The organism is Paenibacillus sp. FSL R5-0475 (assembly GCF_038004585.1).
Classification (GTDB): Bacteria; Bacillota; Bacilli; order Paenibacillales; family Paenibacillaceae; genus Paenibacillus_AQ.
This window is the reverse complement of the sequence record NZ_JBBORK010000001.1, coordinates 6,637,297-6,664,296: the sequence shown is the minus strand read 5'-3', so window position 1 is coordinate 6,664,296 and position 27,000 is coordinate 6,637,297. Positions and strand designations below refer to the sequence as shown.

The 27,000-nt window shown below is 38.8% G+C and carries 19 protein-coding genes; 3 read left to right on the top strand and 16 right to left on the bottom strand.

Features of this window, described 5'->3' with window-relative positions:
- Positions 1–60: 60 nt before the first annotated feature.
- Positions 61–1,647, bottom strand: coding sequence for a PucR family transcriptional regulator (locus MKX41_RS29700; protein ID WP_076283942.1), 1,587 nt, complete (start codon positions 1,645–1,647; stop codon positions 61–63).
- Between the two features lie 222 nt (positions 1,648–1,869).
- On the opposite strand from MKX41_RS29700, the gene MKX41_RS29695 reads away from it, so the two are divergent.
- Positions 1,870–2,847 carry a tRNA dihydrouridine synthase gene (locus MKX41_RS29695; protein WP_340974359.1) on the top strand — a complete coding sequence of 326 codons (978 nt, stop codon included), beginning with the start codon at positions 1,870–1,872 and terminating at the stop codon, positions 2,845–2,847.
- A 151-nt stretch (positions 2,848–2,998) separates the two neighbouring features.
- Here MKX41_RS29695 and MKX41_RS29690 read toward each other — a convergent pair whose 3' ends face one another.
- The 5 genes from MKX41_RS29690 to MKX41_RS29670 form a co-directional block, all read right to left on the bottom strand.
- Entirely contained in the window at positions 2,999–3,862 is an 864-nt protein-coding gene (locus MKX41_RS29690) for a DMT family transporter (RefSeq protein WP_340974358.1), read from the bottom strand.
- Positions 3,863–3,893: 31 nt separating this feature from the next.
- The gene (locus MKX41_RS29685; protein WP_339269095.1) at positions 3,894–4,706 is read right to left on the bottom strand and encodes an MBL fold metallo-hydrolase; all 813 of its coding nucleotides are present in this window, start codon (positions 4,704–4,706) and stop codon (positions 3,894–3,896) included.
- 74 nt (positions 4,707–4,780) lie between these two features.
- The gene (locus tag MKX41_RS29680) at positions 4,781–6,382 is read right to left on the bottom strand and encodes an extracellular solute-binding protein (RefSeq protein WP_340974355.1); all 1,602 of its coding nucleotides are present in this window, start codon (positions 6,380–6,382) and stop codon (positions 4,781–4,783) included.
- Positions 6,383–6,454: 72 nt separating this feature from the next.
- On the bottom strand, positions 6,455–7,309 hold the full coding sequence (locus MKX41_RS29675) for a carbohydrate ABC transporter permease (protein ID WP_371915721.1): 855 nt from the start codon (positions 7,307–7,309) through the stop codon (positions 6,455–6,457).
- A gap of 56 nt (positions 7,310–7,365) precedes the next feature.
- Positions 7,366–8,289, bottom strand: coding sequence for an ABC transporter permease (locus MKX41_RS29670; protein WP_340974353.1), 924 nt, complete (start codon positions 8,287–8,289; stop codon positions 7,366–7,368).
- Positions 8,290–8,538: 249 nt separating this feature from the next.
- Here MKX41_RS29670 and MKX41_RS29665 point away from each other — a divergent pair, with 249 nt between their 5' ends.
- On the top strand, positions 8,539–10,815 hold the full coding sequence (locus MKX41_RS29665; RefSeq protein WP_340974351.1) for an AraC family transcriptional regulator: 2,277 nt from the start codon (positions 8,539–8,541) through the stop codon (positions 10,813–10,815).
- 44 nt (positions 10,816–10,859) lie between these two features.
- Positions 10,860–11,843, top strand: a complete 984-nt coding sequence (locus tag MKX41_RS29660; RefSeq protein ID WP_340974349.1) for a tRNA dihydrouridine synthase — start codon at positions 10,860–10,862, stop codon at positions 11,841–11,843.
- A 70-nt stretch (positions 11,844–11,913) separates the two neighbouring features.
- Here the strand turns inward: MKX41_RS29660 and MKX41_RS29655 are convergent, their stop codons facing one another.
- The 10 genes from MKX41_RS29655 to MKX41_RS29610 all read right to left on the bottom strand — a co-directional run bounded on the left by MKX41_RS29655 (position 11,914) and on the right by MKX41_RS29610 (position 26,178).
- Positions 11,914–13,299, bottom strand: coding sequence for a family 4 glycosyl hydrolase (locus MKX41_RS29655; protein WP_340974348.1), 1,386 nt, complete (start codon positions 13,297–13,299; stop codon positions 11,914–11,916).
- A 5-nt stretch (positions 13,300–13,304) separates the two neighbouring features.
- Positions 13,305–14,216 (bottom strand): ROK family protein, encoded by a 912-nt coding sequence (locus tag MKX41_RS29650; protein WP_042185284.1) that lies wholly within the window; start codon positions 14,214–14,216, stop codon positions 13,305–13,307.
- 14 nt (positions 14,217–14,230) lie between these two features.
- On the bottom strand, positions 14,231–14,953 hold the full coding sequence (locus MKX41_RS29645) for a 6-phosphogluconolactonase (RefSeq protein WP_076299168.1): 723 nt from the start codon (positions 14,951–14,953) through the stop codon (positions 14,231–14,233).
- Between the two features lie 20 nt (positions 14,954–14,973).
- On the bottom strand, positions 14,974–16,104 hold the full coding sequence (locus MKX41_RS29640; protein ID WP_340974345.1) for an ROK family protein: 1,131 nt from the start codon (positions 16,102–16,104) through the stop codon (positions 14,974–14,976).
- Positions 16,105–16,560: 456 nt separating this feature from the next.
- Positions 16,561–17,316 carry a hypothetical protein gene (locus tag MKX41_RS29635; RefSeq protein ID WP_340974344.1) on the bottom strand — a complete coding sequence of 252 codons (756 nt, stop codon included), beginning with the start codon at positions 17,314–17,316 and terminating at the stop codon, positions 16,561–16,563.
- A gap of 119 nt (positions 17,317–17,435) precedes the next feature.
- On the bottom strand, positions 17,436–22,397 hold the full coding sequence (locus MKX41_RS29630) for a DUF4132 domain-containing protein (RefSeq protein WP_340974343.1): 4,962 nt from the start codon (positions 22,395–22,397) through the stop codon (positions 17,436–17,438).
- A gap of 16 nt (positions 22,398–22,413) precedes the next feature.
- The gene (locus MKX41_RS29625) at positions 22,414–22,833 is read right to left on the bottom strand and encodes a hypothetical protein (RefSeq protein ID WP_340974341.1); all 420 of its coding nucleotides are present in this window, start codon (positions 22,831–22,833) and stop codon (positions 22,414–22,416) included.
- A gap of 153 nt (positions 22,834–22,986) precedes the next feature.
- Complete coding sequence (locus tag MKX41_RS29620; RefSeq protein WP_340974339.1) at positions 22,987–24,126, bottom strand: DUF4303 domain-containing protein; 1,140 nt, start codon at positions 24,124–24,126, stop codon at positions 22,987–22,989.
- A 599-nt stretch (positions 24,127–24,725) separates the two neighbouring features.
- The gene (locus MKX41_RS29615; RefSeq protein WP_340974337.1) at positions 24,726–25,436 is read right to left on the bottom strand and encodes a DUF7832 domain-containing protein; all 711 of its coding nucleotides are present in this window, start codon (positions 25,434–25,436) and stop codon (positions 24,726–24,728) included.
- Positions 25,437–25,575: 139 nt separating this feature from the next.
- Positions 25,576–26,178, bottom strand: a complete 603-nt coding sequence (locus MKX41_RS29610; RefSeq protein ID WP_340974335.1) for a hypothetical protein — start codon at positions 26,176–26,178, stop codon at positions 25,576–25,578.
- Between the last annotated feature and the right edge of the window lie 822 nt (positions 26,179–27,000).

The window sequence follows — 27,000 nt, the reverse complement described above, 5'->3', positions numbered from 1 at the left end:
TTTCTAAAATAAAAAAAAATCCGTGATTTTTGTCTTATTCGACAAAAACTACGGATTATACTAGCTATGTGTGAGTCGATAAATCATGCAAGCGATATACACATCGTAAGATTCGGAGTTGACGGTTACATCATAGCCAATTAATTCACTGATCTTTCTAATACGATATTTTACTGTATTTTTATGAACAAACAGCATTTTCCCACAGTTATCAAAATTCCCCTTTGCATCTAACAAGAAGGTTATGAGTGTTTTTATCGACTCTGGATCACCTAGAATGGGGTCAATCACAGACATCCATTCTTCAAGTATTTCTTCTCCCTGTTCACTTAACTCAATAGCTTGTTTCATAGAACGCATCTCGGCTGCTGTGTACAATTTACGATGCTCATACATCAGATGGACTTTCCGTCCCACACTGTTCACCAGCCGATACATGCGTCGTACATCTTGTGTATTTCTCATTCGGGGAGCATAGACCATTTCGGAAATAAGCGGGGCTGAATTCGTCGTGTCAATATACTCCCCTGCAATTTCATACTCATTGTACTTGTAAGAGCAATTTCCCATAAGGGCTATTATACAATGATCGATAGTTTGAATGACCGCCGTTTTATAATATTTGAACAAATGCTCTTCCAGCTCTTCACGAATTTGTTTCTCTTGCGATAAATCGTGAATATATACTAACCACATCATCTGAATGGAAGAGACATCAATGTGGAGAAAATGAGCCAGTCTTCGCATTTTTTCGCTTTCATCATTAATAATTGCTTTTACCAAGGCATATTCGCTAACCTCGTTATGCTTATCCCCCCACAAATTGATCGCTACTTGTACAACCTCGCTGATTTTATCGATGGTCTTCGCAGGTAATTTTGAGTTCTCTTTAATCAAAAATAAATGCAGCGCTTCTCCGTTTTTTTGATGAATACTCTTGTATTCCACATAGCAATTTGAAACAGGCTCTGTTTGTCCTTTCGTCATATTCATCAGATAGGGGGCGAAGGTCTCAATAATATACCCCACGTTTAACGATGAATTACGGGGCCACATTACTTGATTTACGATATCTAACTGGGTGTTCGTCAGGATGACGTTCGCTTTCAGCCGATCAGACAATATTTTCAGCGTAATTTCGACGCTCCGTGAGTGTTCTGGCAAAAGGGATACTTTCTCTAACGCTTCATTTACAAAATTATCATTGATCGTCTGATTGTTCAGAACAATCGCTTCCATCACTTCATAAATCACTTCGTTGTAACGAAGTGAAAAATCATTTTCCGGCATACAAATGATGATGAAATTTTTGGACTCTGCTAATTGCAGTACCTCGTCAGCTACTTCAGGAATGATAATTCCTACATAGTATAAGATCAATCCTACTTCTCCAAGCTCGTGCAAGTACTCAATCGTTTCACACTGTTTCTCTACACTGTCCTTAATGGAGTAAAAAGAGCTGATCACTATCTCTTCCGCATACCACTCTTCTTGAATGGAATGGACAATTCGAGAAGAATAATCCGCATTTGAAACCTCTAGTACGGATAAAGAAGAAATGGTGCGGTGTAGATTATTATTTCCAGTTAGCACCTTTGCTCCTCGAAAGGAAGGAAGTTGCAGCATATCTTTTACAGTTATCCCCATATCTTCACCACTTCTACTGTATTGTTATCTCATGTTGCCATTAATAAAGCTTTATACATCTTATTTTAGCACTTCAAGCTATAAGCTATGTATATTGATTTCGCTGTATGTATTCTCCTTTCTTCTGTGCAATAAACGAAAAAAAATGATAATATGTATGTTGGGTAAAAGGTCTTTGCTATAACTTATATGTTTTTATATATCGCAACAAGAGGAGATAATATGAGTAACGAACAAAACTTTTGGCTTGATTTACCGAAGCCGTTTTTTATATTAGCACCAATGGAAGATGTCACAGATGTTGTATTTCGTCACGTCATTAGTGAAGCTGCCAAACCCGACGTGTTTTTCACAGAATTCACTAATACAGAAAGCTATTGTCACCCTGTAGGAAAAGACAGTGTACGTGGTCGATTAACGTTCACAGAAGATGAGCAACCAATTGTCGCTCATATTTGGGGTGATAAACCTGTATTTTTTGAACAGATGAGTATTGATATGAAAAAACTTGGTTTTCGCGGTATCGATTTAAACATGGGATGCCCCGCACAAAACGTCGCGTCCAATGGAAAAGGTGCTGGATTAATACTACATCCTGAGGTTGCAGAAAAAATTATTCAAGCAACAAAAGCCGGTGGATTGCCGGTTAGTGTTAAAACAAGATTGGGTTACTCTGAGATTGATGAGTGGCGGGATTGGTTAACACATATATTGAAGCAAGATATTGCGAATCTTTCCATTCACCTTCGTACAAAAGAAGAAATGAGTAAAGTAGATGCACACTGGGAGTTAATCCCTGAAATAAAAAAATTACGCGATGAAATTGCTCCAAATACGTTATTAACTATAAATGGAGATATCCCGGACCGCGCAACAGGATTAAAGTTAGTTGAGCAATACGGCGTTGATGGTGTCATGATTGGCCGCGGCATCTTCACCAATCCATTTGCTTTTGAAAAAGAACCTAAAGAACATAGTCCAAAGGATTTTCTCAATTTACTTCTATTACAGTTGGATCTTCACGATAAATATTCAAATGAACTCGAGCCACGTTCATTTAAACCACTTCTTCGCTTTTTCAAAATCTATGTTCGTGGATTTAGAGGCGCAAGCGAATTAAGAAACCAATTAATGGATACAAAATCAACAGATGAAGTACGTCGTTTAGTAAAAACTGTTTTAGAACAAGAATTAGAATGAGGCATATTCACCTGTGAGTTGCCCCGTCAATTAGACAGTATAAAACTATCTAATGCTTAACAGAATGAAAGGCCTCTCGTATTCCTACGAGAGGCCTTTCATTTTTACCCTATACGGTCAGAACGTAGTCCTCAATTCTAGTAAAATCAACTTATCCCCATATGGCAATGGAGATGATCCCACAGGTAATCACAGCCGACATGATAATTCTTCGCACTCCTTGCTTCTCTTTTAGTACAAGTATGCCAAGAATCGTACCTACAACCGTTCCAATTTCTCGTATTGGCGCAATTGAAGCTAGTGGAGCAAGCTTCATTGCCATCAGAAACATAAAATAAGAAGCTGGCGAGCAAATACAACCAATCAAGATCATTTTCCAGTTTTGTTGCCATTCCCTTATAATTTGTGCACGACCGGCTCTTATGACCATGAAAAAAGCGACGATTACATAATTAATATTGGATAATTCAAGCGTTGATAGTGGAGATAATTGCTGGACAATTAGTTTGTCCATTAATGTATAGCCCGCAACACACATCCCTACTACAATTGCATAAAGAATGGATATAGAATGAGTCGTTTTCCCTTGATTTGCATGACGATTAACGATTCCACTAATAATAAAGAGCCCTACTATGATACAACAAAAGCCTATCCAGCCTACTAGAGTTAAGGAATCCCCGAATAACACAACACTTAACAAGGTCACTAGCATGACACCAGTACCTCGCATGATTGGATAGGTCTGCGATAAATCACCATAGGAATACGATTTAGAGAGGAAAATGAAGTACGACCCTTGAAATAAAGCAGATATCGCCATATAGCCAAGTGTCTCCGCATGAAGCTCAACTTGAAGCAGCTCAATAATAAAATAAGGTAATAGAGCAAGTGTACCAACAATATGAATCGACCAGAGAAATACGTATTTATTCAAACTTCTCTTTGTAAATAGGTTCCATACCGCATGGGTAATACCTGAAAATAAAACTAAAAAGAATGCCATTGAAATCATAGAAATATCCTCATTTCACTTATGCGCTAACTCATATGTCCAGTTGCATCCCATCAAATGCTACTGTAATCCCATTCGGCTCAAAAATATGAACCAAATCTTCATGCAACAGATGAGCATTATGAGAGAAATGAGTGACTACGATTCGCCCTTCTGCTTTCATAACAAAATTCTCGATTAACCATTCCCGTGTTTTTAGAGTATCTTCAACATTCATGTGAACTTCACAATTTGGGGCATTCCCAGTCGTACATTCTAGAATAGCAAGATCCAGTTTTTTTCCTTTCAACCAGTCCCAAGTCTGTTTGGGAAACCAACCGCTGTCGTGACCATAGAAAATGGCTTTTTCATCCTTTTCTATGTAATACAATAAACAAGTTTCTTTAGAATCATGATTGGCAAGCAATGGCGTAATCGTAGCTGTTTGTGTTTGTACGGTTTCAAAGGGCTTCAAGTTGTGAAGTTGGAAGCGATGCCTTTCCGTGGCAAGCAATTGACTACAGTGCTTAATAGGCAAATCATGACCGTATAGATGAAGTTCTTCCTCTTCATTAAATTGAGCATAACCAAGCGCACGAATCAGTAAATCTTCAGGATACAAATGATCGGAATGTGAATGTGTAAACAATAAATCGCGAACCTTATCCATATCTACAGAATCACGAATGGAATGATGTAAGGTGTCCGCCGGAAAATCAATCTTAAGTATTTCATCAATCAAGACCGAAGTGCGTGTACGAATATTTTTTCCACCACGTACTTTGGCATGCTTGCAAGTCTCGCAATGACAGAATAGCGAGGGAATTCCTTCAAATGCAGCCGTTCCATGAAAAAGAACCTTCATAAATATTCCACCCTTGTAGTAGAGAACAACAGGAGGTTAATCCTGTTGTTCTCTCTAAGTAACTCTAGACTAGCTTACTGAATGTTATTATCATCCAAATACTTTATCCATTGCTTCGTGTATTCCGCTTGAATTTTATCGAGACCAGCTTTTTTGGCCTTTTCCATAAATAACTTCAAGCCGGCTTCAACATCCTTAACCATACCATCATTCAAAGGATATAAGTATTGCTTTTCAACTTGTAGAAGAGCCGCCTTCTCTGCTTGATAAGACGTCCAATCCTCTCCGAAACCTTGGAAAATATTCGGTTTTGCTATCTTATCCATTTCATCGAACATGTCTAGCACAGCTTGATAGCTCTTATCAAACAACATGAACTCCGGATTTCTCCATGCCCATCCATTCATACCTTCTCTTGTGAATCCATTTGATTGGGCATCACCAAGCATTTTATAATATTTCCCATCTTCAATTTCAAAATGCTTGCCTTCAATACCGTATTGCGTCAGCCAATTGTAGCGTTTATCCGTGACCAATTTCTCATAGAAAGCAAGAGCTCTCTCTGGGTTTTTGCTGCTGCGTGGAACTGCAAAGCCATTATGAATCGGGTGAACGGGTGAAGAGAATCCTTTCATGTTCGGATACGGGGAATAGCCTAGCTCCCAATTCGGATGCAGTGATTTCACTTTGACAACAGCATCACCAAAGCGGTTAGGATTCTCACTTCCCAAAATTGCTGCGGCTTTACCGGCAGCAAATATATCACTACCACTATCTTTAATGTTCAGCATATTCTTCATAAAGTACCCTTTTTCTTGCCAACTCCTGAACATTTTTAAATCTTCCAAATGCTGCGGAGAGCCCCAATAGCTGGTTACGTCTCTTGGAGTGTCATACATGATGCTAAGTCCATATGGAACTTTATCGTTGGTATTCACAGTCGTAGTAGTCATTTGACGGATGGAATCTACATGACTAACCTCAGTATCCGCCAGAGGTAGCATATCCGGTTCATTCTTGCGTATGCCATCCAAATACTGCTCTAGCGTTTCGAGTGATTCCGGCTTTGGCAAATTATACTTTTTACGCAAATCTTCCCGATAGGCAATACCATCATTTACATACTCCTTCCAGATAGCTGGAACGGTGTAAATTTTCTTATCAACCTTGACTGCTTCCCAGAAATCCTGTGGTACATATGCTTGTAGCTTAGGTGCAGCCTTCGGTAGGAGATCATCTAGCGGAAGGAAAGCCCCTTTCACCGCATATGACTGGTAATTTGTCCATTCTGCCGTAAAGATCAGGTCAATCGGCTGCCCTGAGGACAACAGAAGCTTATACTTCGACTCCCAGTCTGTCCAGGTTGTGAAGTTGAATTTGACGGTTGCATTCAAATCTTCTAATGCCATTTTGTTAACTTCATCCTGAATGAGATTTAAATCCTTTGGGGCATCGCCCAGCATATAGAACTGAAGCTCTACTTTCTTGGATGTGTCGATTCCAGTCGCTTCTGATGCTTCTGGTGCTGGAGTACTGGTATTCGAATTCGAATTCGTTGTTGATTCTGACGATGCCTCCTTAGTATTCGTGCTATTACTACTGCAGCCAGCAAACAAACTTGCAGTTAAGAATAAAGAAGTGCCGATCGTTAACAATTTCTTTTTTCCTTTTCTCATACTAACCCTCCCCTTAATTAAATGATCTATGTCAGCCGATCGCATACGAGTTCCCTTCGTTTGCTTTCGGTACTAACCCTTCACTGCACCAATCGTTAATCCCTTCACAAAATATCGCTGCACAAACGGATATAAGAAAATAATGGGTCCAGTAACGACGATCGCCATTGCCATCTTGGTCGACTCTGTCGGAATGTCACGCCCTAGGGTTACACCGGTTCCAGTGGCCATTTGAGAAACGAACATCATGGTATTGATCGTGTTATACAAGTAGTATTGAAGCTGATACATGCTAACGTCATTAATGAACAAAGAAGACATGAACCAGTCGTTCCAGTACGTCAGAGCAAGGAACAGACCGACAGTCGCTATGCCAGGCATAGCAAGCTTCAGCACGATACTGTAGTAGATCCTAAAGTCGTTCGCGCCATCGATTTTGGCCGATTCGAATAATTCTTCCGGAATCGCAGATTTGATAAAGTTTTTCATTAAAATAATGAGAAAAGGTGTCATAAGACCAGGTAATATCAGTACGGCATAGGTGTCTGCCAGCCCAAAGTATGTAGTCAGCATGATGTACCAGGGCACAAGCCCCCCTCCAAACAGCGTTGTGAAATAAATGAAGAAGGACAAATGATTGCGATACTTGAAATCTTTCCTCTGCAGAACGTAACCCGCCATCGTAATAAGAAACAATCCCACCAACGTTCCAATCACAGTTACAAAAATCGTTACACCATAAGCCTTGATTAGCTGAGTTGGAAAGATAAATACCATTTCATAACCTTCCAGCGAGAACACTTTAGGAATCAAGTGAAAACCGTCGCGAATAATGGATTCATTGGCTGTCAATGAGCCTGAAATGATCAGAAGGAAAGGAAAGAGACAGAGCAAAGAAAAAATCATAATAATCAGGTAAGCCATCATGCGGAAAACTCTAGAACTTAGAATGTTGTCATCCAATGTAATCCCTCCTCCCTACTTTAGAACAATGCGTAGTCATCATTAATTTTCTTGATGATATAATTCACTGTCATAATCATTACAAATCCGAAGATAGACTGATACAAACCAGCAGCAGTTGCCATACCAATATCAAAATTAACTTTCAAAGATCGATAAACGTAAGTATCTACAATATCCGTAACGTTGAAGAGCACTCCGTTGTTCCCGACAAGCTGATAGAACAGATCGAATTGACCTTTCATAATGCTTCCGAGTGCAAATAAGAGCAGAATGATAAATGTTGACTTCAGCATAGGTATGATAATATACCAGATTCGCTGAAAAATATTTGCACCATCAATTTTGGCAGCTTCGTAATACTCATCGCTAATTCCCATGATGGATGCAAGATAAATGACCATGGAATAACCCAGGTTCTTCCATAAATAAAATGCTGTAATCAGAAATGGCCAGAGCCATGGTGTATTGTATATGTCTACTGGATCCAATCCGAACGATTTGAGTAACTGATTAACAAAACCAGAATCAGCATTAAACATGTTAAACGCTAAAACACTAATCAGAACAAACGAAACGAAGTAGGGTAGAAACATAATGGATTGTGATAACTTTTTAAATAGCTTCCCTCGGACTTCACTTAATAGGATTGCTGCCCCTATAGATACCGCGTTACCTAATATGATAAAAACCACGTTGTATCCAAGCGTATTGATTGTCAACTTCAACAGAATTCCAGATTGCGTTAAAAATTTAAAATTGTCTAATCCTACAAACGGACTTCCAAATAAACCACCTGCAAAATCATAACTTGTGAATGCATAATAGATGCCGACCATTGGAGCATAAGAATTTATTAAGAAAAAAAGCAGTGTCGGTGCTATCATCAAAAACATGATTTTATTCTTATTTAATTCATAAAAAAAACCTTTCTTCTTAAACATGACTGACCTCCTCCTGAATAGAATTGCTCGTGAATCTTACTTCCAAATCATAGAAGAAGCGGATTCGATAATATACTGTACAATGACACACATTGCTGTAATCTCCGTATTTGTGAAGTATGAAATTTCTGTACTTTTGTGAATATTCACTACATTTAACCTAATTTCGGCTGCTGGATTTATAAATTTGATTGAAAGCACCAGACTGATGATTTATACTCAGACCAGCGATGAAAGGGGTTTCAAAAAATGATAAAACATTGGTCTAAAGAGCATAAAAAAGTTTACAGCCGAATACTCCTTGGCTCTATTGGATGTGTTGTTATTACCCTTTTGATAACTTCAACTATTCTTTATATGAACTTTACAAGCATCGCACTTAAACAAGTTTATCGTTCCGATTCAAATAGTCTAAATCAAATTAAAACGCAATTATCTACTATGACAGAGACTGTTACCTCACTGTCCTCCCAGATTTACTATGATTCTGCGGTATCTAAGTTGTTGTATTATGCGGACTTGAATATCTATGATGTCATTTTTGCACAGCAACAACTTGATAACTATCGCGCATCCTTACCATTCATTGAATCCATTTATGTATATAATGCGAAATCCAATCAGTTCTATATTAGTTCCAATAATTCACGAAGCGGAATTCAACCGAAGTCCGAACTGGATGATGATGGAATTCTAGACCTTTTTATGAAATTCAAAGAACATCGCCCCTTTCAACCGATTCCCAGAACCTATAACATAGGTTCGGTTCAGACCACTCCAGTATCAAGCTACACTTACTTATGTTATAGCGTCATTGATGATAATAAAGATTTAAATACAGCTGTTGTTGTCAATATCTCGGCATCATGGTTAGGCCTGCGAATGGATCAGTCGGGGAAAGAGATCTCGGAGAATAACACGTTTATCATTAATCAGGATGGAATATTATATTCCAGTAGTGATAAGCAAGAGATGCTAACTGATATATCTGATAAAACCTATATACAGAAAATTATTCAGGATACATCAGAATCTACATATTTTGTAGACACCGTGGATGGAGTTAAATCTTTAATAACGTTTACTACACCCGATTCATTAGGCTGGAAATATGTTCGGATTACCCCTTATAGCAATATCACTCAAGAAATAAATGAAATGAGGTATCGAATATTATTTATCTGTATTGGCATTCTTCTCTTAGGATTGTTGATTTCGTTAACTTTATCCCATAGCGTATATCGCCCGATTGACAAAGTCATACGCAAGTTCAAAACCCTGGAAACAGAAAGACGTAACCATCAACATATTCTCAAGCAGGATTTTCTTAGAAATACGATTTTAGGTAGAGAAACGAATAATGCTGAGGTATTACAACAGAAATTACATTACTTCAATTCAGAGCTTATGGTTAATAATAAATCACTGATTGTTTTGATAAGGATCGATCAATTCCCCACAGTCCTCGAGAAATACAAAGAAGATATAAAATTGCTCAAATATGCCATAATGAACATTTGTACAGAAATTTCCTCACCGATCTTTCAAGTCGAAGCCATTGATATGGGGGATGATAGTCTTTTACTTTTGCTAAACTTTCATGATCCGCTTTATATAACGGAACGGGATTCGCTGATTGAAATGGCAGAGCTTATGCAATTGTCAATCGCCAAACATTTAAAATTATCCATCACGATTACCTTTAGTCCTGTGAAGGAATCCATTGAGCAATGCATCTTAGTCTACAAGCAAGTACTTGAGGCTTCTTACCATCGATTATTCAAAGGATACGGCAGCATCCTCTTTTCGGTTGACATTATGAACTTAAAAACCAAAGAATATATGTTTCCAGTTCACAAAGAAAAACAGTTCATTGAATCCTTGATGTCAGGAAATGCGGAAAAGGCACGGAGCATCTATATTGATATCGTAGGAGAGATATCAGAATATTCTTTTACCGTTGTTCAACTTGTCGTATCGCATTTAGCACTTACTGTTAATAACGTCTTGCGAACATTAAAAAAGAACAATGCGATTTTAACATTACCCGAATTCGATACAACGTTCTTACTACCAAATCATGTTGAAACCATGGAAGAAATCAACACTCCATATTTCAAGATATTTGAAGAAATAAGTGAAAAACTCGAAGAGAAAAGAAGTACAAAACAAGAAGATCTCATTAGAAAAGTACATCAAATTATTGAGCGAGATTATAGCAATTCCAACCTGTGCCTAAATTCAATTGCAGACGAACTCTCGATGTCTCCAATCTATTTGAGCCGGTTATATAAACAATTAACTACAAAAGCACTACCCGATATAATTAGTGAAATGCGGTTGAATAAAGCCAAAGAGCTGTTAAAGACCTCTGAATGTACCATTGTTGATATCGCAGAAAAAACTGGATTTACTAGTAGTTCGTATTTTTATCGTTTATTTAAGAACAGTACTGGTATAACCCCGAGCGATTATAGAAAAAAAAGAGACCCTCTACAATTTTGTGCAGCAAGCGAAAAAAAATGATACTATGTATGATGGGCAAAATGTTGTAAAAGAAGGAGAACTTAATGAGTAACGAACAGAATTTTTGGCTTGATTTACCAAAGCCGTTTTTTATATTGGCACCTATGGAAGATGTCACAGATGTTGTATTTCGTCACGTGGTTAGTGCAGCTGCAAAACCGGATGTGTTTTTCACGGAATTCGCAAATACAGAATATTACTGTCACCCTAAAGTAAAAGTAAAAGAAAGTGTACTTAGTCGATTAAAGTTCACAGAAGATGAACAACCGATGGTCGCTCATATTTGGGGTAATAAACCGGAGTATTTTGAACAGATGTGCATGGATATGAAAAAGCTTGGTTTTCGTGGTATCGATATTAACATGGGATGCCCAGTAAAAAACGTCGCAACCAATGGAAAAGGTGCTGGATTAATTCGACATCCTAAAGTAGCGGCAGAAATTATCCAGGCAGCAAAAGTTGGTGGATTGCCGGTTAGTGTGAAAACAAGATTAGGTTATAGCGAAATTGACGAGTGGCGCGATTGGTTGACACATATATTCAAACAAGATATTGCGAATCTTTCCATTCACCTTCGTACCAAAAAAGAGATGAGTAAAGTAGATGCACACTGGGAGCTTATCCCTGAAATCAAACAATTACGCGATGAAATTGCTCCAAATACGTTGTTAACGATTAACGGAGATATTCCTGACCGTGCAACAGGCTTAAAATTAGTCGAACAATACGGCGTGGATGGTGTCATGATTGGCCGAGGTATTTTCAAGAATCCATACGCTTTTGAACTAGAATCTAAAGAACATAGTGTGGAGGAACTTCTTCATTTACTACTTTTTCATTTAGATCTTCACGATAAATATTCAAAAGAACATGAACCACGTCTATTTAATCCACTTCGGAGCTTCTTCAAAATCTATATTCGTGGATTTGATGGTGCCGACGAACTAAGAAATCAATTGATGGAGACGAATTCAACCGATGAGGTGCGGCGATTGGTGCAACCTTTCTTAGATAAAGAATTAGAGTAATTCGTAATAAAAATTAATGGCCTCAGTTCTGAATTTCATCAGACAGAGGCCTTTTTTTATTAAAGATAACCTAATTCCACTCCAGTTTTGGCAGCATTTCTTTTTGCAGTTCACACATTTCATCGATCATCGCACAAGCTTGATAATAGGTTGGAGCTTGCGGATCAAGCAGAATCGCTTGCAGCAATTTTGTTCTCGACTCTTCAACAAACGCCTCAAGTAACAGCTTATGGATTGTACCTTGGATATGGATCGTTCCGATAATGGCAGTTGGCAGTTCAACCGTCATTGGCTTAAATTCGATACCATTTTTGTTAACGATCGCTTGTGTTTCAACGACCATATCATCTGGAAGTCCTTTAATAGCGCCATTGTTTTGCATATTAACAGCATTCAACTCGATTTCATCTTCGAAGAAGATCGCTTCAATAATTGGCACTGCATTTTCATTACTAATTTGAACCTTTTCTTTATCGAACGTATAAGCTTGCTCTATCCAGAGCTCTTGGTTCATTGTTTTCTCGAACAAGCCTTTATCTAAAGTACTGCCACTTGCACAGTATACAAATTCAGGTGTTCTAGAATCTTTCTTCCACAGCTGCTCACTTATTGGATCGTAACGGAACTGCAGGGGTAGTCCAGCATAGAAATCTTCTGCCCAAGAAATATACTCGCCGCAATGGTTAGTACCCGGATAAGGGAAGTAGCCATACGTTCGATACAACGTTCTGGATAATCCAACATGATCAAATTGTGCCAAACGGTTAGCTATCTTTTCTTTTTCATGGAGTCGAGGGTATAAATCCTCTCCCGTATTCTTGTTCCAGATCTTCGTGAAGAAGCCAAAGTGGTTCAATCCGCCGCCTTCAACAGCGATATCTTTACCATCCATCTCCAGAAATTCAGCTAGCTGATGAATACCGATGTCTAAACCATGGCATAAGCCTACCACTTTGATTGAAGTTAATTTGGAGATCGCTTCCACCAATTTCGCTTCCGGATTCGTGTAATTGATTAGCCAAGCATTTGGACACACCTTCTCCATTGTCTTTGCAATTTCCAACATCGGACCTAGATTTCTCAAAGTGTGGAACATTGATCCTGGACCGCCGTTCTCACCATATAGCTGCTTGCTGCCGTAACGCCGTGGGATATGGAAGTCTTGTGACCAGTAGTGATATCTCTCTACCTCAATCGCAACGATGGAGAAGTCAGCATCTCTTAATGCATCTTCCAAATTCGTCGTTCGCCAAATCTTCGCAGGATGAGAAAATGCCGTGAACATTTCGGTTGCATACTTGTATGTTCTATTCACATTTTCTTCTACAATGTCCATAAGCGCGATTTCGAGCTCTACTTGATTTTTTAAACGTTCTGACAACACCATATCTTGAAGTGCTCCTAGCCCAAAGGAAACACTTCCTGCTCCGATTAACGCAACCTTCAACTTTTTCATTGTCTTCAAGCTCCTTTTTCCTTTTTATATACGTTATAGCCAGCACCAATAATTCCGGCGTCAGGTCCAAATTCAGTCAACACGATTTTAATGTTCTCTTTTAAATGTGGAAGGACTTTCTTTTTAGCGCTTTCTATCACTCTATCAATCAGCCACTGGTTGTGATGAATGACCGCTCCTCCGATAACAAAAATATTTGGATCAATTGTTTGCATCAAAGAAACAATTGCGTTGGAAAAGTACTCAACCCACCTGTCGATCACTTCAATCGCTTGCCGATCTCCCATATGATATCTTTCAAACAACAAACTCGACGTGGCATCAATGCCATATAAAAACTTACTTTCCGCTTCAAGAGCAATGCCGCTGCATAGGGATTCCAAAGTGCCGTTATACAACGTTGAATGGTTTCTTTTGCTGTCGGAAATAATCATGCTTCCGATCTCGCCCGCATATCCATGAGCTCCTTGAATAATTTTCTTATCAAGTATGATACCGCATCCAATTCCTGAACTAACCGTTATATAAATGGATTGATTATACGGCTTGGCAGCTCCATGATCCGATTCAAGCACTGTGATCACGTTTACATCATTCTCAAAAAACACTTCATAATTCGGAAAGAACGCCCTGATAGTTTCGATACTAACATTCTCTAGGCAAGGGATATTGGTTATATCTCGAATAAACTGTGTTTGATCATTCCAAGGAATCGGCAATACAATACCTATCTTGCTTGCTAGCTGTTCATGATCGACTTTCGCTGTCATTTCCTTGACGGTTTTGAAAATTTCGTCAGCATTTTGGAAATCTCTTGTTAATGCCGACTCCTTCCGAACAAGTTCAAGGTGCTCATTCACTAATCCAACCCTTATATTTGTACCTCCAATATCAACACCAATAACGAAGTTACCCATATTACGCTCCTCAACTATGATGACTGATCCATATATTTGGCGGCTGCAGCATCTAAAAAGAAATCTATATGATCATAGCCGAGCAATTGCTGAGCAGGCAGCCGTGCGTCAGAGTTTGTGAAAATCTCCTTCACGATTTCAGCTTTGCGCTCTCCAGTTATGACGACAACCACTCTTTTACTACTTGCAATCTGTTCCAAACCTAATGTAATGCCTTGCTTTAATTCAGTCTGCTCATGAAAATATTTTTGAGCGACAGTCTTTGTTGTTTCCGACAGCTCCACAACACTGCTGTAATTTAATACTGGGCTACCAGGTTCATTTAATCCGATATGCCCATTCATACCTACGCCCATCAAGCTGAATGTAATTGGGTGTTGCTCGATAAAGTGATCAATTCGCAAGCATTCCTGCTTCATATCCGGCGATGTTCCATCAAAAAACACAATCTGTCTGCTATCCAGTGAAATCTGCGAGAACAGATCTTGATTCAACATCTGATAGCAGCTTCCTTCAGAGCTTTTGTCAATGCCAACCCACTCATCCAAGCTAACGATGTTAAGCCTCTTGATTTTCAATTGGAGGTCCGCATCATTGGAAAATTTCTGATAGCTTTTTTGTGGAGTACTCCCTGAAGCCAGGCAGAACACGGGATGCTGATCAGTAAATAAATGATCTTTCATCTCTCTGGCAATTTCGTTTGCTACTTCCTCTTCATTCTCAAAGATTTTGATCATGTTGCTCACTTCCTTCTTGTTTACTCCGAAATGACATTTATCATCTCTTGCTGGAGAATAAGTATAGCTGCTCCGATTGCTGTTGATTGATGTAACTTACTCACCGAAATTTGAGGAGTCCACTCCGTATATTGCTCGACATAGCTTTTCGTGCGGTCCAATATACGTTCCGGAAACAGCGCTACCGTTTTACCGCTAATAATGACCTGGTCGATATCCAAGATGCTGATCATATTGGTAATCGTTAATGCCAGATTCTTCGAAACATAATCAATGCAAGCTTCTACGTCATTCGTTGAATTCAAATCATATGTGCTTAACAAATACTTAATAGCTAATTTGCTTTCCAGCCAACCGACTGAAGATGGAGTCCTTTTATATTCTGAATCAAAGCACATATACTCCAGCTCACCCGCACTTGCATTAACGCCGCGGTGAAGCTCTTTGTTAATAATCAAGCCGCCCCCGACCCCATCACCTGCAGCAACATGAACGAGACTCGTCAGTGCTTGATCTGAGTTTTCAAGATTCCGAAATTCCGCCACAGTCGCTGCGTTCACATCATTCTCCAGAAGAATGGGCAAGTTCACTTCGCTCTTGAGAGTTTCAATAATCGTTTCATACTTAAAGTCGTTTTCTTTATTGTGATGCGTTCTCATCCGGATCGTTTTCTTTCTTGTATTGATCGCACCATCAACGCCAATACCAATCCCCAATACAACACTATCCGTTTCCTTCGCTTTACTCTTCAAATGTTCTACAATCTCTATAAATATCGAAGTGAACTGCTGGCTATAGAAAGGAATGTCTGTTTCAATCGAATACGTTTCTAATATCTTGTTGTGCAGATTAATGAGTAATGCCGTTATCGTATTGCCAATAATCTGTATTCCGATGGTCGTATAGCTGTTTTCATTAAATCTGTAAACCGTACGTTTTCTTCCTAAGCCGCCAGATCCTTCACGACTTTCACCAGTAACAGTCAATAAACCAATCTGTTCAAAAAAGGTAACAATCTTGCTCACAGTAACAAAGCTCATTGCCGTTTTTTCTGTAATCTCGACTTTCGCTAGTTCAGGATGTTGAAGCAAAATATCAAAAACTATTTTCCTGTTCTCATCTTTAATATCATTGGGCAAAAATGATTTCATATGGCCTCCTTCTTGTTTTTTAATATAATTAATAAACAAAGTTAAATAATTAGCGAAAAAATATAGGTCTTCTTTGACCTCTTAAATTTATTATATATTCACTGGAGTGAAAATTCAAGATGATTTATTTAAGTTCCTTAAATAAATCATAACCACATAAAAAGACCACTTCTTAATAAATCTATTAAGAAGTGGTCTTGGACAATGACCTCTAATTCACGAGGCTCTATGTCTTGATATAAGGTTTAAAAACCTTACATCATGCCGCCCATGACGTTCGATGAGTTTTATATGTTTTTTGATCCTTTTCTTGAATTATAAGTCCACAATCCAGGAAAATTCCTTCCTTTATGTCCAGAAAAAAATGATACGTTCGTAGTGTTCGTGGTCAAAATGTGATCGTTCATCGACACAATTATGTAGTCGATTAGAAGCTAACTGCGATAATATAACTTATTACAAATTCCCTTCAATCGCAATTTCATCCACATGCTCTAGCGTTGCTATCACCCACCGACTTACATAATCTATAAATTCAGCACTAGATGGGTTATGGATTGCAAGTTGCGTCCAATGCTTCAGGACCATTTTCCATTCCAGCTTACTAATAAAATTCATACCAGTGTCATCAAAATCCTCAAAGCCTGCCCCCTTGCGCGGATATACCACCTTGATTCCTTCATATAAAAGATGAAAATCCTCACGATATATCCATAAGCCAACACCCAAATTTTCACGCCAACGTCCCTGCTCATCTTCTGCATAAGGAAGCAAACCATAGCCAACTTCCCCATCAGCACGATGATGGAATTGCCGTACATCGATGTATTTTCCTGTTTGATCGATATGAAGTGATAAGGTGGGCTTCCCCAAATGTTCTTTCATTTGCAAGACGATTCTCTCGAATTGCTTCCGCCTGCTATTATCTTCCAAACGATTAAAAAAGCTGCATTTCAATAGGAATTGCCCACTCCATCTCTCTTGCTCCGCCCATTCAAAAAGAAACAATTCTTTAGTCGTTCGATCCGGTCTACCTGTATTCATCCACTCAAAAAAGGCTACTTCCTCTTGTACGGCTGTTATAGAAAAGCCCGTTTCAACAAGAAAGAAGTGAGCTGTGCCAAAATAATCTATCAAAAACGACTTGATCCGCAGCTTTTGTTCGTGAAGTGTCAAATAAGATGTGCAAGCAATTTCAATATCATAACGCAATAATAGAACTCCCTTCTGAATATGGTAAAAGGATAACCCATAATTACGGGCTATCCTTTTAAAATGAACAAATAGGTTTATCATACTCATGCCGTAATAGAAGTGGTGTGAGAGCTTATTTATGATTGCAATTGCATTAGAATCTGCGGATCTTTAATCTTCTTATCCTCGGCCAACATCACGATCTTCGACAGAATTTCTGCTGTCTTCGGATCTTCATCAATAAAGGGTAAGAATATACGACCTCTATGCTGTGAATGAACAGGAATGATATGCATAGCTCCTGTAGCTTGTCTGTAAACCATACCGCTGCCCAAATGTACTCCATACTCGCCAAGGGCACCTTCAATTCGAGCATAATTACCATCTAAACGAACATTATCAATCTTCAATAGACGCAGTGACTCTTTAACAATCACTCTCCGCATCTCAATCGTTGTCAGACTGGCTTCTGGATCGACACCGCCAACATGAGCGACACTCACGACTAAATCTATGTCGCGCATCACTTCTGAGAATAAAATGGGAGGAACCTTATCCAAGGTGACGCTCTTATACGTGTTCCGATCCAAGAATTGAACGGTTTCCAGCGTAGGTGCTTCAATCTCCGAAGGAGAAAACCAATCCGCCATCGCATAAAGGTTCGCAATCAAATTCTCAGCGTAGTATACCTTCTGCAGTCCCTCTTCATAACTAACTGTCCACTGCCTGCCTTTAAGCAAGGAGACCGTTTTTCTTGGCTGCACTTGGTGCCCCGCATATCTGCGGGAAATCGTACCCTGAGCCTGCTCGTCTGCATTCGGAACATACAACTCACGGAACACCTGCTTAAATGGTTGACGAAGTTGACGATCGAACAAGTCCTTCTGATACTGACTCCAAAGACCGCTCTCGTATAAATGAAAGGGGTGCGCAATAAGGAGCTCTTCTGAATCTCCTATAAGCATTAATGAACCCGCTGGATCAATAACCCCTCCTGCAGTTGCATCGAAGTATCCCAATATCTCTCCCGACTTAAACACCAATGTCCGCAAAAGAGGTGTGATCACTGGATTCCCTGATAACCCCTTCAATTCCTGTAAAGTGAATGTATTCCCTGATTCCATGGAACGTTCTAGCTCCTTGCGGGCTCTCCGATACTGATCTGTTAGTTCCGACTTCATTTCTTTCAATGCGGCAACATATTCATCCTTCTTATACTTAGCCGGGATGGCTTTCAGCTCTTTACCTTTTCGAGTAATGCCAATCTCTGATTGTCCTTCTTCATCAATAAGAAGCTGTACTGTCGTCTCCTCATCTAGCTTATATGGCTGGAAATAAGATTGCATATCGTCCAGCTTTCGTGCTTCCATATCCCACATCAGCCGAATTACATCTCCATATCCGGCATTTCTCGCCAAGTTGCCAAGTGCAATTTGCGAAGTCATACTTTCACTTGCCCGGCGCTGAGCGCCAAATTTCTTACTCTGCGTTAGAAAACGCTGGATAAATTCATAGCGTTCACGAATATCTTGCTCACGATTGTTAGCTAGTGGAATAAGGCTATAGCTGAGCAAGTGATCCTTATTTCGTTTCTCTTCTACTGACTTCTGTATTTCGATGATATCGAGCTTCCCCAATGTCGCATCTGCGAAAAGCTGTGATCTTCGGTGATTAGCTCCAGCCGAAATATATTTAGCGCAATCGTACAATAAGTCGAATCGCTTCTCTCTCAACGTATCATATGCCTCTTTAAACCACCTTATATCAAAGGCGCCATCATTAAAGTCCTGCGCTAAAATCGGTGAATAATGCGCCACAACCGTTTCTTTCTCGGCGGAGAAGCCCTCGTTAATATGCGCATGGAAATACCAAGCTGCACTGCGCAGCCCATCCCAATTTAAATATTTTGCTACAATATCTAACCACTGAGGGGCATACATAGCAGCTTCTAGCAGCCTTTTCTCCGAAATATCAAGACCCTCCAGCAATTGTTTCAAGAGTGTATCCTCTTCACCTTTACGTGGATAACTGATCTTGAGCAGATGACTGAAAGATTCCTTCTTCGTAATACTATCCCCATATCCATAGACATAGCCGCGGATGAAGGTTTCTTGCTGCAGCCCAGATAATATATGAATGAAATGCTCCATACCCTCGATCCGCTCCAGCCCCATGGCCAGAGGTGTTACCTCAGTAGCTAAATCACCACGTTCGAGCTCTACCTCTAGAATCCTCTCCACAACCGTCTCACGAATCGCAACTAACTCAGGCTTATGATCTATCCAATCATATCGTTTAGATGTAATATTGCGAATATGATTGCGACTGTCTTGACTTCCTACTATTTCCCGATATACTTCCCCTGTACCGATCATTCCGGCTTCAAAAGCACGTAAGTAATCCTTAAGGTTAAGTACCGAATCAACCTTCTCATTTGGATTCATGATATTAAATGTATAGAAAGTATGGAACATTCGCTTAAAGCTGTCATCATCATACACTCGACTACGGGTCATAGAGAACCATGGATTCGCTAAGAGCTTCAATATCCCCCACTCTTTGGATACTTTCTCTTTAGGCATCGCTTGCATCACAGCACTCAAGGCATTTATCGTAAAGTCAAATGTTATGCTTTTATCGCTATCCATGAAGTAAGCAAAAAGCAGGCTACTGATCTGACTACTATACTTAAATCCTTTGAGCGCATCTTTAATCTCTTGAATTTGAGTAATAGGATATAACTGCTCCGCAAACTCCTTACGCGAACCCTCTAACAGCGTATGTTTCTCAAGCTCAGCGTAATCCACCTCATCAGAGAAATACCGATAATAATGGTTCAACGTCTGATCAAGGGGGTCCAGTATGGAATAGAAGTAGATCTCCATTAATTCAGAGGCCGCTAAATTACTCCGCTCTAAGTAATCTCTCCAAACCTCGTGCAGAGGATATTTCGTAAGCTCCGCTGTATCGTCCTCTTCCTCTTGAAATGGATGAATCCTTCTTAATTCTGTACCCAACAGCAGCGTATCCTTGTAACCAGAGTAATACTCTACCTCATACTCAACATCACGATGATTATGAATTTCTTGCTCCAGCCCAGAGAGAAAACGGATCACATCTTCAATAGGCATAGTGAAGATATTCTTCCAGTCGAATTCTCCTATTACCGGAGTCTCTGTAAGCCAAGGCTCGATAACCAACGGATCAAATAGACCGAAGCCATTCGCTGCTGTATATTCACTTTTTTTACTAAGCCTCCCGATCAACCGCTGTTCCTTTTGCGTGGGGTTCTCAATTAATTTAGGCAGCGAACTCAAGACTTCATACTGCTTCGTACGTTCATTATCCTCAAAAATCTCAACAATCGTCTCCAACGCCGCCAGTCTCTGCAATTCACTCTTACCTTGCAATAACCTAGTTAGTGAGACGGTAACATTGTCCTCGGGCTGACGCAACAGCAGCTCGATAGCACTTTGGCGTAAGGAGCCTGTCTTCAGCTTCAATAAACCTTCCACCAGCATCAACTCTTCGTCCGATAACGTCAATTTTTTCGCCTTATCGAGTGCATGCTCGCGGTTACTCATGCTCTTATCTGATAAAGAGGCAAATATGAATTCACGCTGGATGGAATGATCCATATTCTGCATGAAATGAGATAGCAGCTCTCCACGCATATCCGCACTTAATCGATCCTTCAAAGCAATAATTTGGGCGAGCCATTCACTGTCCATGTCATAAGCTATAAGGTATAGCATTTTGCGAATAGGGAGGTCTGGAGTGTAATAAACATGTGCAAAATCCAACACTTTTGAAGGAGCAGATATCTCTTTGTGAGTACCGCCTAGGAACATCGTCTTAAGCTGTTCAAATTCACGTCGACGTTCCTCCTTGTTCTCTAGAAGAGGTATACGATCAAACGTAATACTTGGCGCATCATCATTCTCTCTTTGCCATACACGTCTGTATTCATAACAATAATTGGATAGAATCCAATACTGTAATTCTGAATCCGCAGCATCTAAGTATTGTCGTGCAATTCCATAACGAACATCGTTATTCTTACTGTTAACGAGTACATACTGCGCTATGATCTTCTGATATAGCTCTCCGTGCTCCATCAAATACTCAATTTTACTAAATAAGTCACGTTCTTCAAATACCGCTGTAGCCCATAAGCTTAAATAGACATGATTCGCATTATTACTAGACAACCAGGACTCACGTACGGATTCATCATTCAGAGATTGATAAGCTCCTTCAATAAGCTGCCCGGCTATGCGCTGATTTGTTGATTCCAGTCCCATACCTGTCCATACGCCTAGCGCTCTCACGACAGAACTATAGCGAACAAATCCTTGGTCAACGATAACCTTCAGCATGTACAGATTCGCTTTCAACGTTCCCTCGTCCATTTGTTCCACAATGGATTGTCGAAGCCCCTCTTGCAACCGTGAAGCAGCCAATAGCTCGCCCATCATTACATACAATTCCTCATGATGACTCATAAATATCCCTTTGATCATTCCGTGAGTAAGTAACGCCGTTTGGTTGTCTCCATATACAATTTCCTTAAGTGCTGCAAGTACTTCTGTATTGTTACGATCTAGCTCGTAAGCAATAACGTCACTAATCGTTTGTGCCAACTCATAATCCTGCTTCAAAGGATAGTCCGCCAAAGTCAAATAATCGATAATATCAAATTCATAACAATCCATAGAGATGAGCGAACTCATCTTGTTAATCACTTGCCCCACGTGGGCACTCCATTCCGATGTACGAAATGGTCTGCGTGCGTATCCCGTATTATATGGATATTCCGTTGCATGACCAGCAATATATGCCAAGACTTCTCCCGTGTACTCATTCGTAAGTTGCTTCACAACTTTCACCAGCGGCTCGAATAATTGATCGTTATTCCCCGCAGCGAGTGAATGCAATATCTCTTCGCATTTCAAAAAAATATGATGATCCTGACTCACATGTATCATTTGACCCAACTCAACCACTAACTTCGCTAATGGAGAAAGATGAGGGTCTAACCTCTCAGCTCGCTCTTGTAATGATGCATAATAACGCTTCTTTCGTTCCTGCTTCTCCATCGTTCATTGTCTCCCTTCACCATAGGCTTCCAGCTAACATTATGAACCTGATAAATACAATTTCGTCCTCTTCCATAAGCTTAAGCGGTGATTCCAAATGACTATTCTCTTCTTCACGAATAAATACTTTATATAGCCCATCTTCAAAAGCTAATAATGCGGTCTCTACTGCTTTGGCAAGACCAGGACTCTGTTCATTATACACCGAGCCAAATCCTACCTTTCCACTCTCTCCGCGCTCCTCAATCTCCGTTTCCGTTAAGAATGGAATCAGCGCAGTACTCTGTTGCTTCTCGGTTAGCTTCTGCACATTCAAGATAACAACTTCGGTAATGAGCTCCTTCAGCGTTGTCGGAATGACTGGAAGCTCTATTGGAAGCCTTGTCAGTTCATTTTTACGCTTACCCAAGCTTTTAACCGTTACGTACAATTTCATAGAAGAATTCTCCACCTTAAATTTAAATATGAAATCCATTTGGGAACGGTCAAACCTCAAAACAAATTGTGCAGATTATTACTCCCCATTAAATAGCTTCTTTAGTGTGACAATATCGTTAACCGCTACTAATATATCTCCATCCTCTTAAAGTCAGTTTTTTATTGTATTTCTTTCAATAATAGTATTAAGATCTTTTTGGACATTATCTATAAACTCTTCTAGAAAAGCATCGAAGGAGGCATTATCAATTAGCTGTTTAATTAAGCTGATCTTGGAAAGTAAATCTTCATTAATTTCAAGAAATTCCAATGCTTTTAGGTATATTCCAATTTTGTTTATGTTCATTTTGTTGTTCAAATCGCTTTCTATAACTCTACTTAATCTAGAAATACATTCTAGAGCTAGATCATCTCCTAGCTTTTCCAAATCCTTAAACACTTGATACTCTGTTTTTAAATACTGATAAGGAGATCCTTTCTTGAACTCTCCTTGAAGAGCTTCTTCCCAAAAATCTAAAATTTCTTTAATGCTTTTACTATTAATATGATCTAAATGAATTTCAAATTGTTTGTCTTTGTCTTTCAACTCAGGAAAACAAGTATAAAACAAATCTGGTTGTATTGTTTTTCTCATCACTAGACTGAAATCTACATAATCATTTCCTGTCGCTGCATAATGGATAAAGTTTTTAGATTTATTTAATTTGTCTAATTCAAATGCTGTTCCCAGTCTCTTTATTGCATTTAATGCAGCATGGAAAAACCCATCATTGAAAATCCTTTTTTCATATACGATTACAGGTATGTCTTCATCCGACAAATCTTCTATATGGTCTACATACTGTAAGTCACTTGCAATCTCTTCACATTCCTCGATGATTTGTTGACTTGTCCCCATATCGCTTGGATACAGTTGATACGTGAAATCACCTTGATTATATTTAATTTCTTGTTTCTTCTTTTCGGAATAGCTCGAATAATGTCTATCTACATAATTTCTAAATGAATCTTCTGTGTTTATGTAAATATAAAAACTGTTATGCTCATCCGCATACAGATTGAAAGCATATACATCTTTGTTATCCTCTGAATTTGCAAATTCATTAATGACATACTTGCAGCCTTCAAACAATGCATCTTCCAGCTCCTGAAATGTTACCAATTGAACATCTGATGGAACCTTATCTGCATATACAATTCGCTCGTCATCAGTCTTTATATAGTATCCAGATTCAACTCTTGTTGGATTACCATCTAATAGTTGGCACACACCTGTGTAGTATAAATTCATTAGAAGCAGCTCCCTTGTAAACCTATTAATCATTGTAAGTCCTAATTCTTAAGCCATTCATGTACATCTTTAATTTCATGTAATGTAGTATTCCATTATATTCAATTACTTCGGATATAATTTTCCATCTACTAAATCAAGCAAAACGCTTTGGCCTTCTTTATATTGAATGAAGTATTCACTTTAATCAAATCTAGGATTTTTCTTAACTCTTTGAAATTGTCTCTTCAAAATATTCATAATTAATCATACCAATTTCCACCAATTTAATACATAGTAATTGAAATGTGCACAAAAAAGAACCTTCTCTTAAGGAAGCCCCTCATTTTAAATTATTAAATCTTCCCTATATATCCTTACTACGCACTCCACATGTGTTGTATAAACACTGAAAACAAGTTACAGGAATAGTATTTGCTCAATGAAGGGGCGGCTGACAACAGTTGCTCTTTTATTATCCCCCCACCCAGTGCCTGACGAAATAGTTATTACATTTGAGCCGAAGTTAAGGCTTGTTATACCCATCTAAAAATTTCACGAATGTCTTTCTGTACGTACAAGGAAGAAAAATGCAGGTGAATTCCACGTAATGAATCATCCTATATCTTTTGTATTCTCTCCCAAAATTCTTTAAAACGTTGTTCAATTAAAGGTTCAATCAAGTCATAATTTTCCCATGTATTAGCAACATGATAAAATGTAAGTCCAACTCCTTGAAAGGTATGGACATAGTCTTCGGCTGCATAAATGTCCTTTTGAATATTCAAATATTCATTGACGAATGGTTTAATCTCATCTGCAAGTTCTTGGGTTGAAAACACGCCGTCCAGACATTTTCGATAGAATTCAGCACCCGTAAGCTGCTTCTGCTTTACTTTCCCTATTTCAGTAGCGAACTGATGCTCTATTTCCTCTGAAAACCAATTATTATTAATTAACCAAGTGATGAACATGCCCGTAGCGGTGTAAGCAGCATCTTTTGTTAAATCCTCCGGGAAATCCCCTTCAAAGTGCCACTTCGCTTTATCTAATACACGATCCTCAGGAATCATTATTGCATCTAGAATCGATTCAGGCTCTTCGATATATCCTTTCGCTTGGTATTCCAGAGACAATTGCTCAAGCTGATAAAGCGCTTCTTCCATTGGATATTGTTGATACACCGCATTCGTGGTTTTTTTCCGTAATGTTAACCGGCCTTTCACGATATTTAAAATATGTAGATCTGACGAAGTCTCCGTGATCATCAAATGAATATATTGTTTATAATTTTCGCTCGGTTTTGTAAGCAATATTCTCTTCGGATTCAATTCTCTTTCCTCCTTATACATTTCATAAAAGGGATCGGCAAATTACAAGTTCCCTTTAATCGCAATTTCATCGACCTGCTCTAGCGTTGCTTTCCCCCACCGACTTACATAATCTATAAATGAATTAATTAGGAAATACTTATACTCTGCCCCAAAATTCATCAATCATTTTCGTGGTTTCTTCTAATGACCGAAGTTGGACAGGATTTCCTTTTTCATCTATCGTAAAATGTCCCTTGAAAGCATCTGGCATTGTATTGTATTGTTTTTCTTCTTGTGCATATGCCTGAATAAAACAAGCGTATCCAAATCTATTTACTAAATACGGTAACCCAAAAGCAGAACGAATCAACTCATATTCTTGATAGTTATATGGTGTATTTTCAGGACGTTTCATCAGAATTTCTATGAACTTAGACATCAGTTTCTCTACTTCTTTTTCAGTAGCATAATTCGCGTATCCTCGGATTGCAGTCAATCTCATATCTAGATAGCGTTCTTTTTTAAAGGCTTTGAAGATAAAATCCTTTAAATCAATATCTTCACAAAACACAAGTGCTATCATTATTGTGTTACGAATATACAATTTTTTTGCTAAAGAATATAGTTCTGTTAAAAATTCAACATCTGCACTTGACAACGCTATGGTCTTGCATTTTTCCAGCAACTGTTGAAAATTAATTTTATTTTCAAATCCCTTTTTTTGAGACATTTTCTTGAGCTCTTCAATTATGTCTGGCATTTGATGTATTCCTCCCAATAATTGTTATACGTAATCATTTTACAGCATTTCCAAAGAACAAGATTTGGAGCGTGGTAGGCGTGCAAGTACAACATTCGTTCGTTATTGAAAGTGATGCTCCCTATTCCTTGAATTTTTCAGTATATATTCAAGATGTATATTTAAACAATAAAAATGATGTAAGCAAAATTCCTAAGTTTCCATATATCGATGTGGATAAAGAGGAACGTTAGCGAAATATCACGTGACCACACTATACCTAATGGGTACATATTTTAGTTCAAGAATTAAAATAGTACCATAGCGGACTTAATAACAAAAAGAGGGGTTCGCCGCCCCTCTTTACTATTTCCACCAATATATCCCTTATTTAAGACCCTGCTTCACCAACAGTGAACAACACTCCACATGTGTTGTATGCGAGAACATAGTTAATTTGGTTCCCATATAAAACGTCGAGTTAAACCCTTTATTTATAAGTTTTTTTTCTTTTCAAGTATGGTTCTGTTTGGCTACACTCCAGTCTCAAATACAGCTTTCGTCCCCAGTGCCATGTAACACTTTAATTTTCATTTGCGAATTTGATTTCTTACTCAACCTATAAGAAGTCCACTTTGATCAGTGTCAACACTGTACCAACAGACTTGTTTGCCTTGGAATATTCTTTGAATGAAATTTTAGAATCGGTTTGATTCGCATATCGTCGATCTCCCTGTATACCTTCGAAATAAGGATGTTAAAATTACCCATCAGAGCCCCTCATCATTCAAAAGGGCATTCCCCCATCTCCTATAGCTAGAGGCTTACTAAAACAATACGCCA

Coding starts and splice junctions, on each gene's coding strand:
- MKX41_RS29700 (WP_076283942.1), bottom strand. CDS start 1,647: ATGGGGATAACTGTAAAAGATATGCTGCAACTTCCTTCCTTTCGAGGA.
- MKX41_RS29695 (WP_340974359.1), top strand. CDS start 1,870: ATGAGTAACGAACAAAACTTTTGGCTTGATTTACCGAAGCCGTTTTTT.
- MKX41_RS29690 (WP_340974358.1), bottom strand. CDS start 3,862: ATGATTTCAATGGCATTCTTTTTAGTTTTATTTTCAGGTATTACCCAT.
- MKX41_RS29685 (WP_339269095.1), bottom strand. CDS start 4,706: ATGAAGGTTCTTTTTCATGGAACGGCTGCATTTGAAGGAATTCCCTCG.
- MKX41_RS29680 (WP_340974355.1), bottom strand. CDS start 6,382: ATGAGAAAAGGAAAAAAGAAATTGTTAACGATCGGCACTTCTTTATTC.
- MKX41_RS29675 (WP_371915721.1), bottom strand. CDS start 7,309: ATGATGGCTTACCTGATTATTATGATTTTTTCTTTGCTCTGTCTCTTT.
- MKX41_RS29670 (WP_340974353.1), bottom strand. CDS start 8,289: ATGTTTAAGAAGAAAGGTTTTTTTTATGAATTAAATAAGAATAAAATC.
- MKX41_RS29665 (WP_340974351.1), top strand. CDS start 8,539: ATGATAAAACATTGGTCTAAAGAGCATAAAAAAGTTTACAGCCGAATA.
- MKX41_RS29660 (WP_340974349.1), top strand. CDS start 10,860: ATGAGTAACGAACAGAATTTTTGGCTTGATTTACCAAAGCCGTTTTTT.
- MKX41_RS29655 (WP_340974348.1), bottom strand. CDS start 13,299: ATGAAAAAGTTGAAGGTTGCGTTAATCGGAGCAGGAAGTGTTTCCTTT.
- MKX41_RS29650 (WP_042185284.1), bottom strand. CDS start 14,216: ATGGGTAACTTCGTTATTGGTGTTGATATTGGAGGTACAAATATAAGG.
- MKX41_RS29645 (WP_076299168.1), bottom strand. CDS start 14,953: ATGATCAAAATCTTTGAGAATGAAGAGGAAGTAGCAAACGAAATTGCC.
- MKX41_RS29640 (WP_340974345.1), bottom strand. CDS start 16,104: ATGAAATCATTTTTGCCCAATGATATTAAAGATGAGAACAGGAAAATA.
- MKX41_RS29630 (WP_340974343.1), bottom strand. CDS start 22,397: ATGGAGAAGCAGGAACGAAAGAAGCGTTATTATGCATCATTACAAGAG.
- MKX41_RS29625 (WP_340974341.1), bottom strand. CDS start 22,833: ATGAAATTGTACGTAACGGTTAAAAGCTTGGGTAAGCGTAAAAATGAA.
- MKX41_RS29620 (WP_340974339.1), bottom strand. CDS start 24,126: ATGAATTTATACTACACAGGTGTGTGCCAACTATTAGATGGTAATCCA.
- MKX41_RS29610 (WP_340974335.1), bottom strand. CDS start 26,178: ATGCCAGACATAATTGAAGAGCTCAAGAAAATGTCTCAAAAAAAGGGA.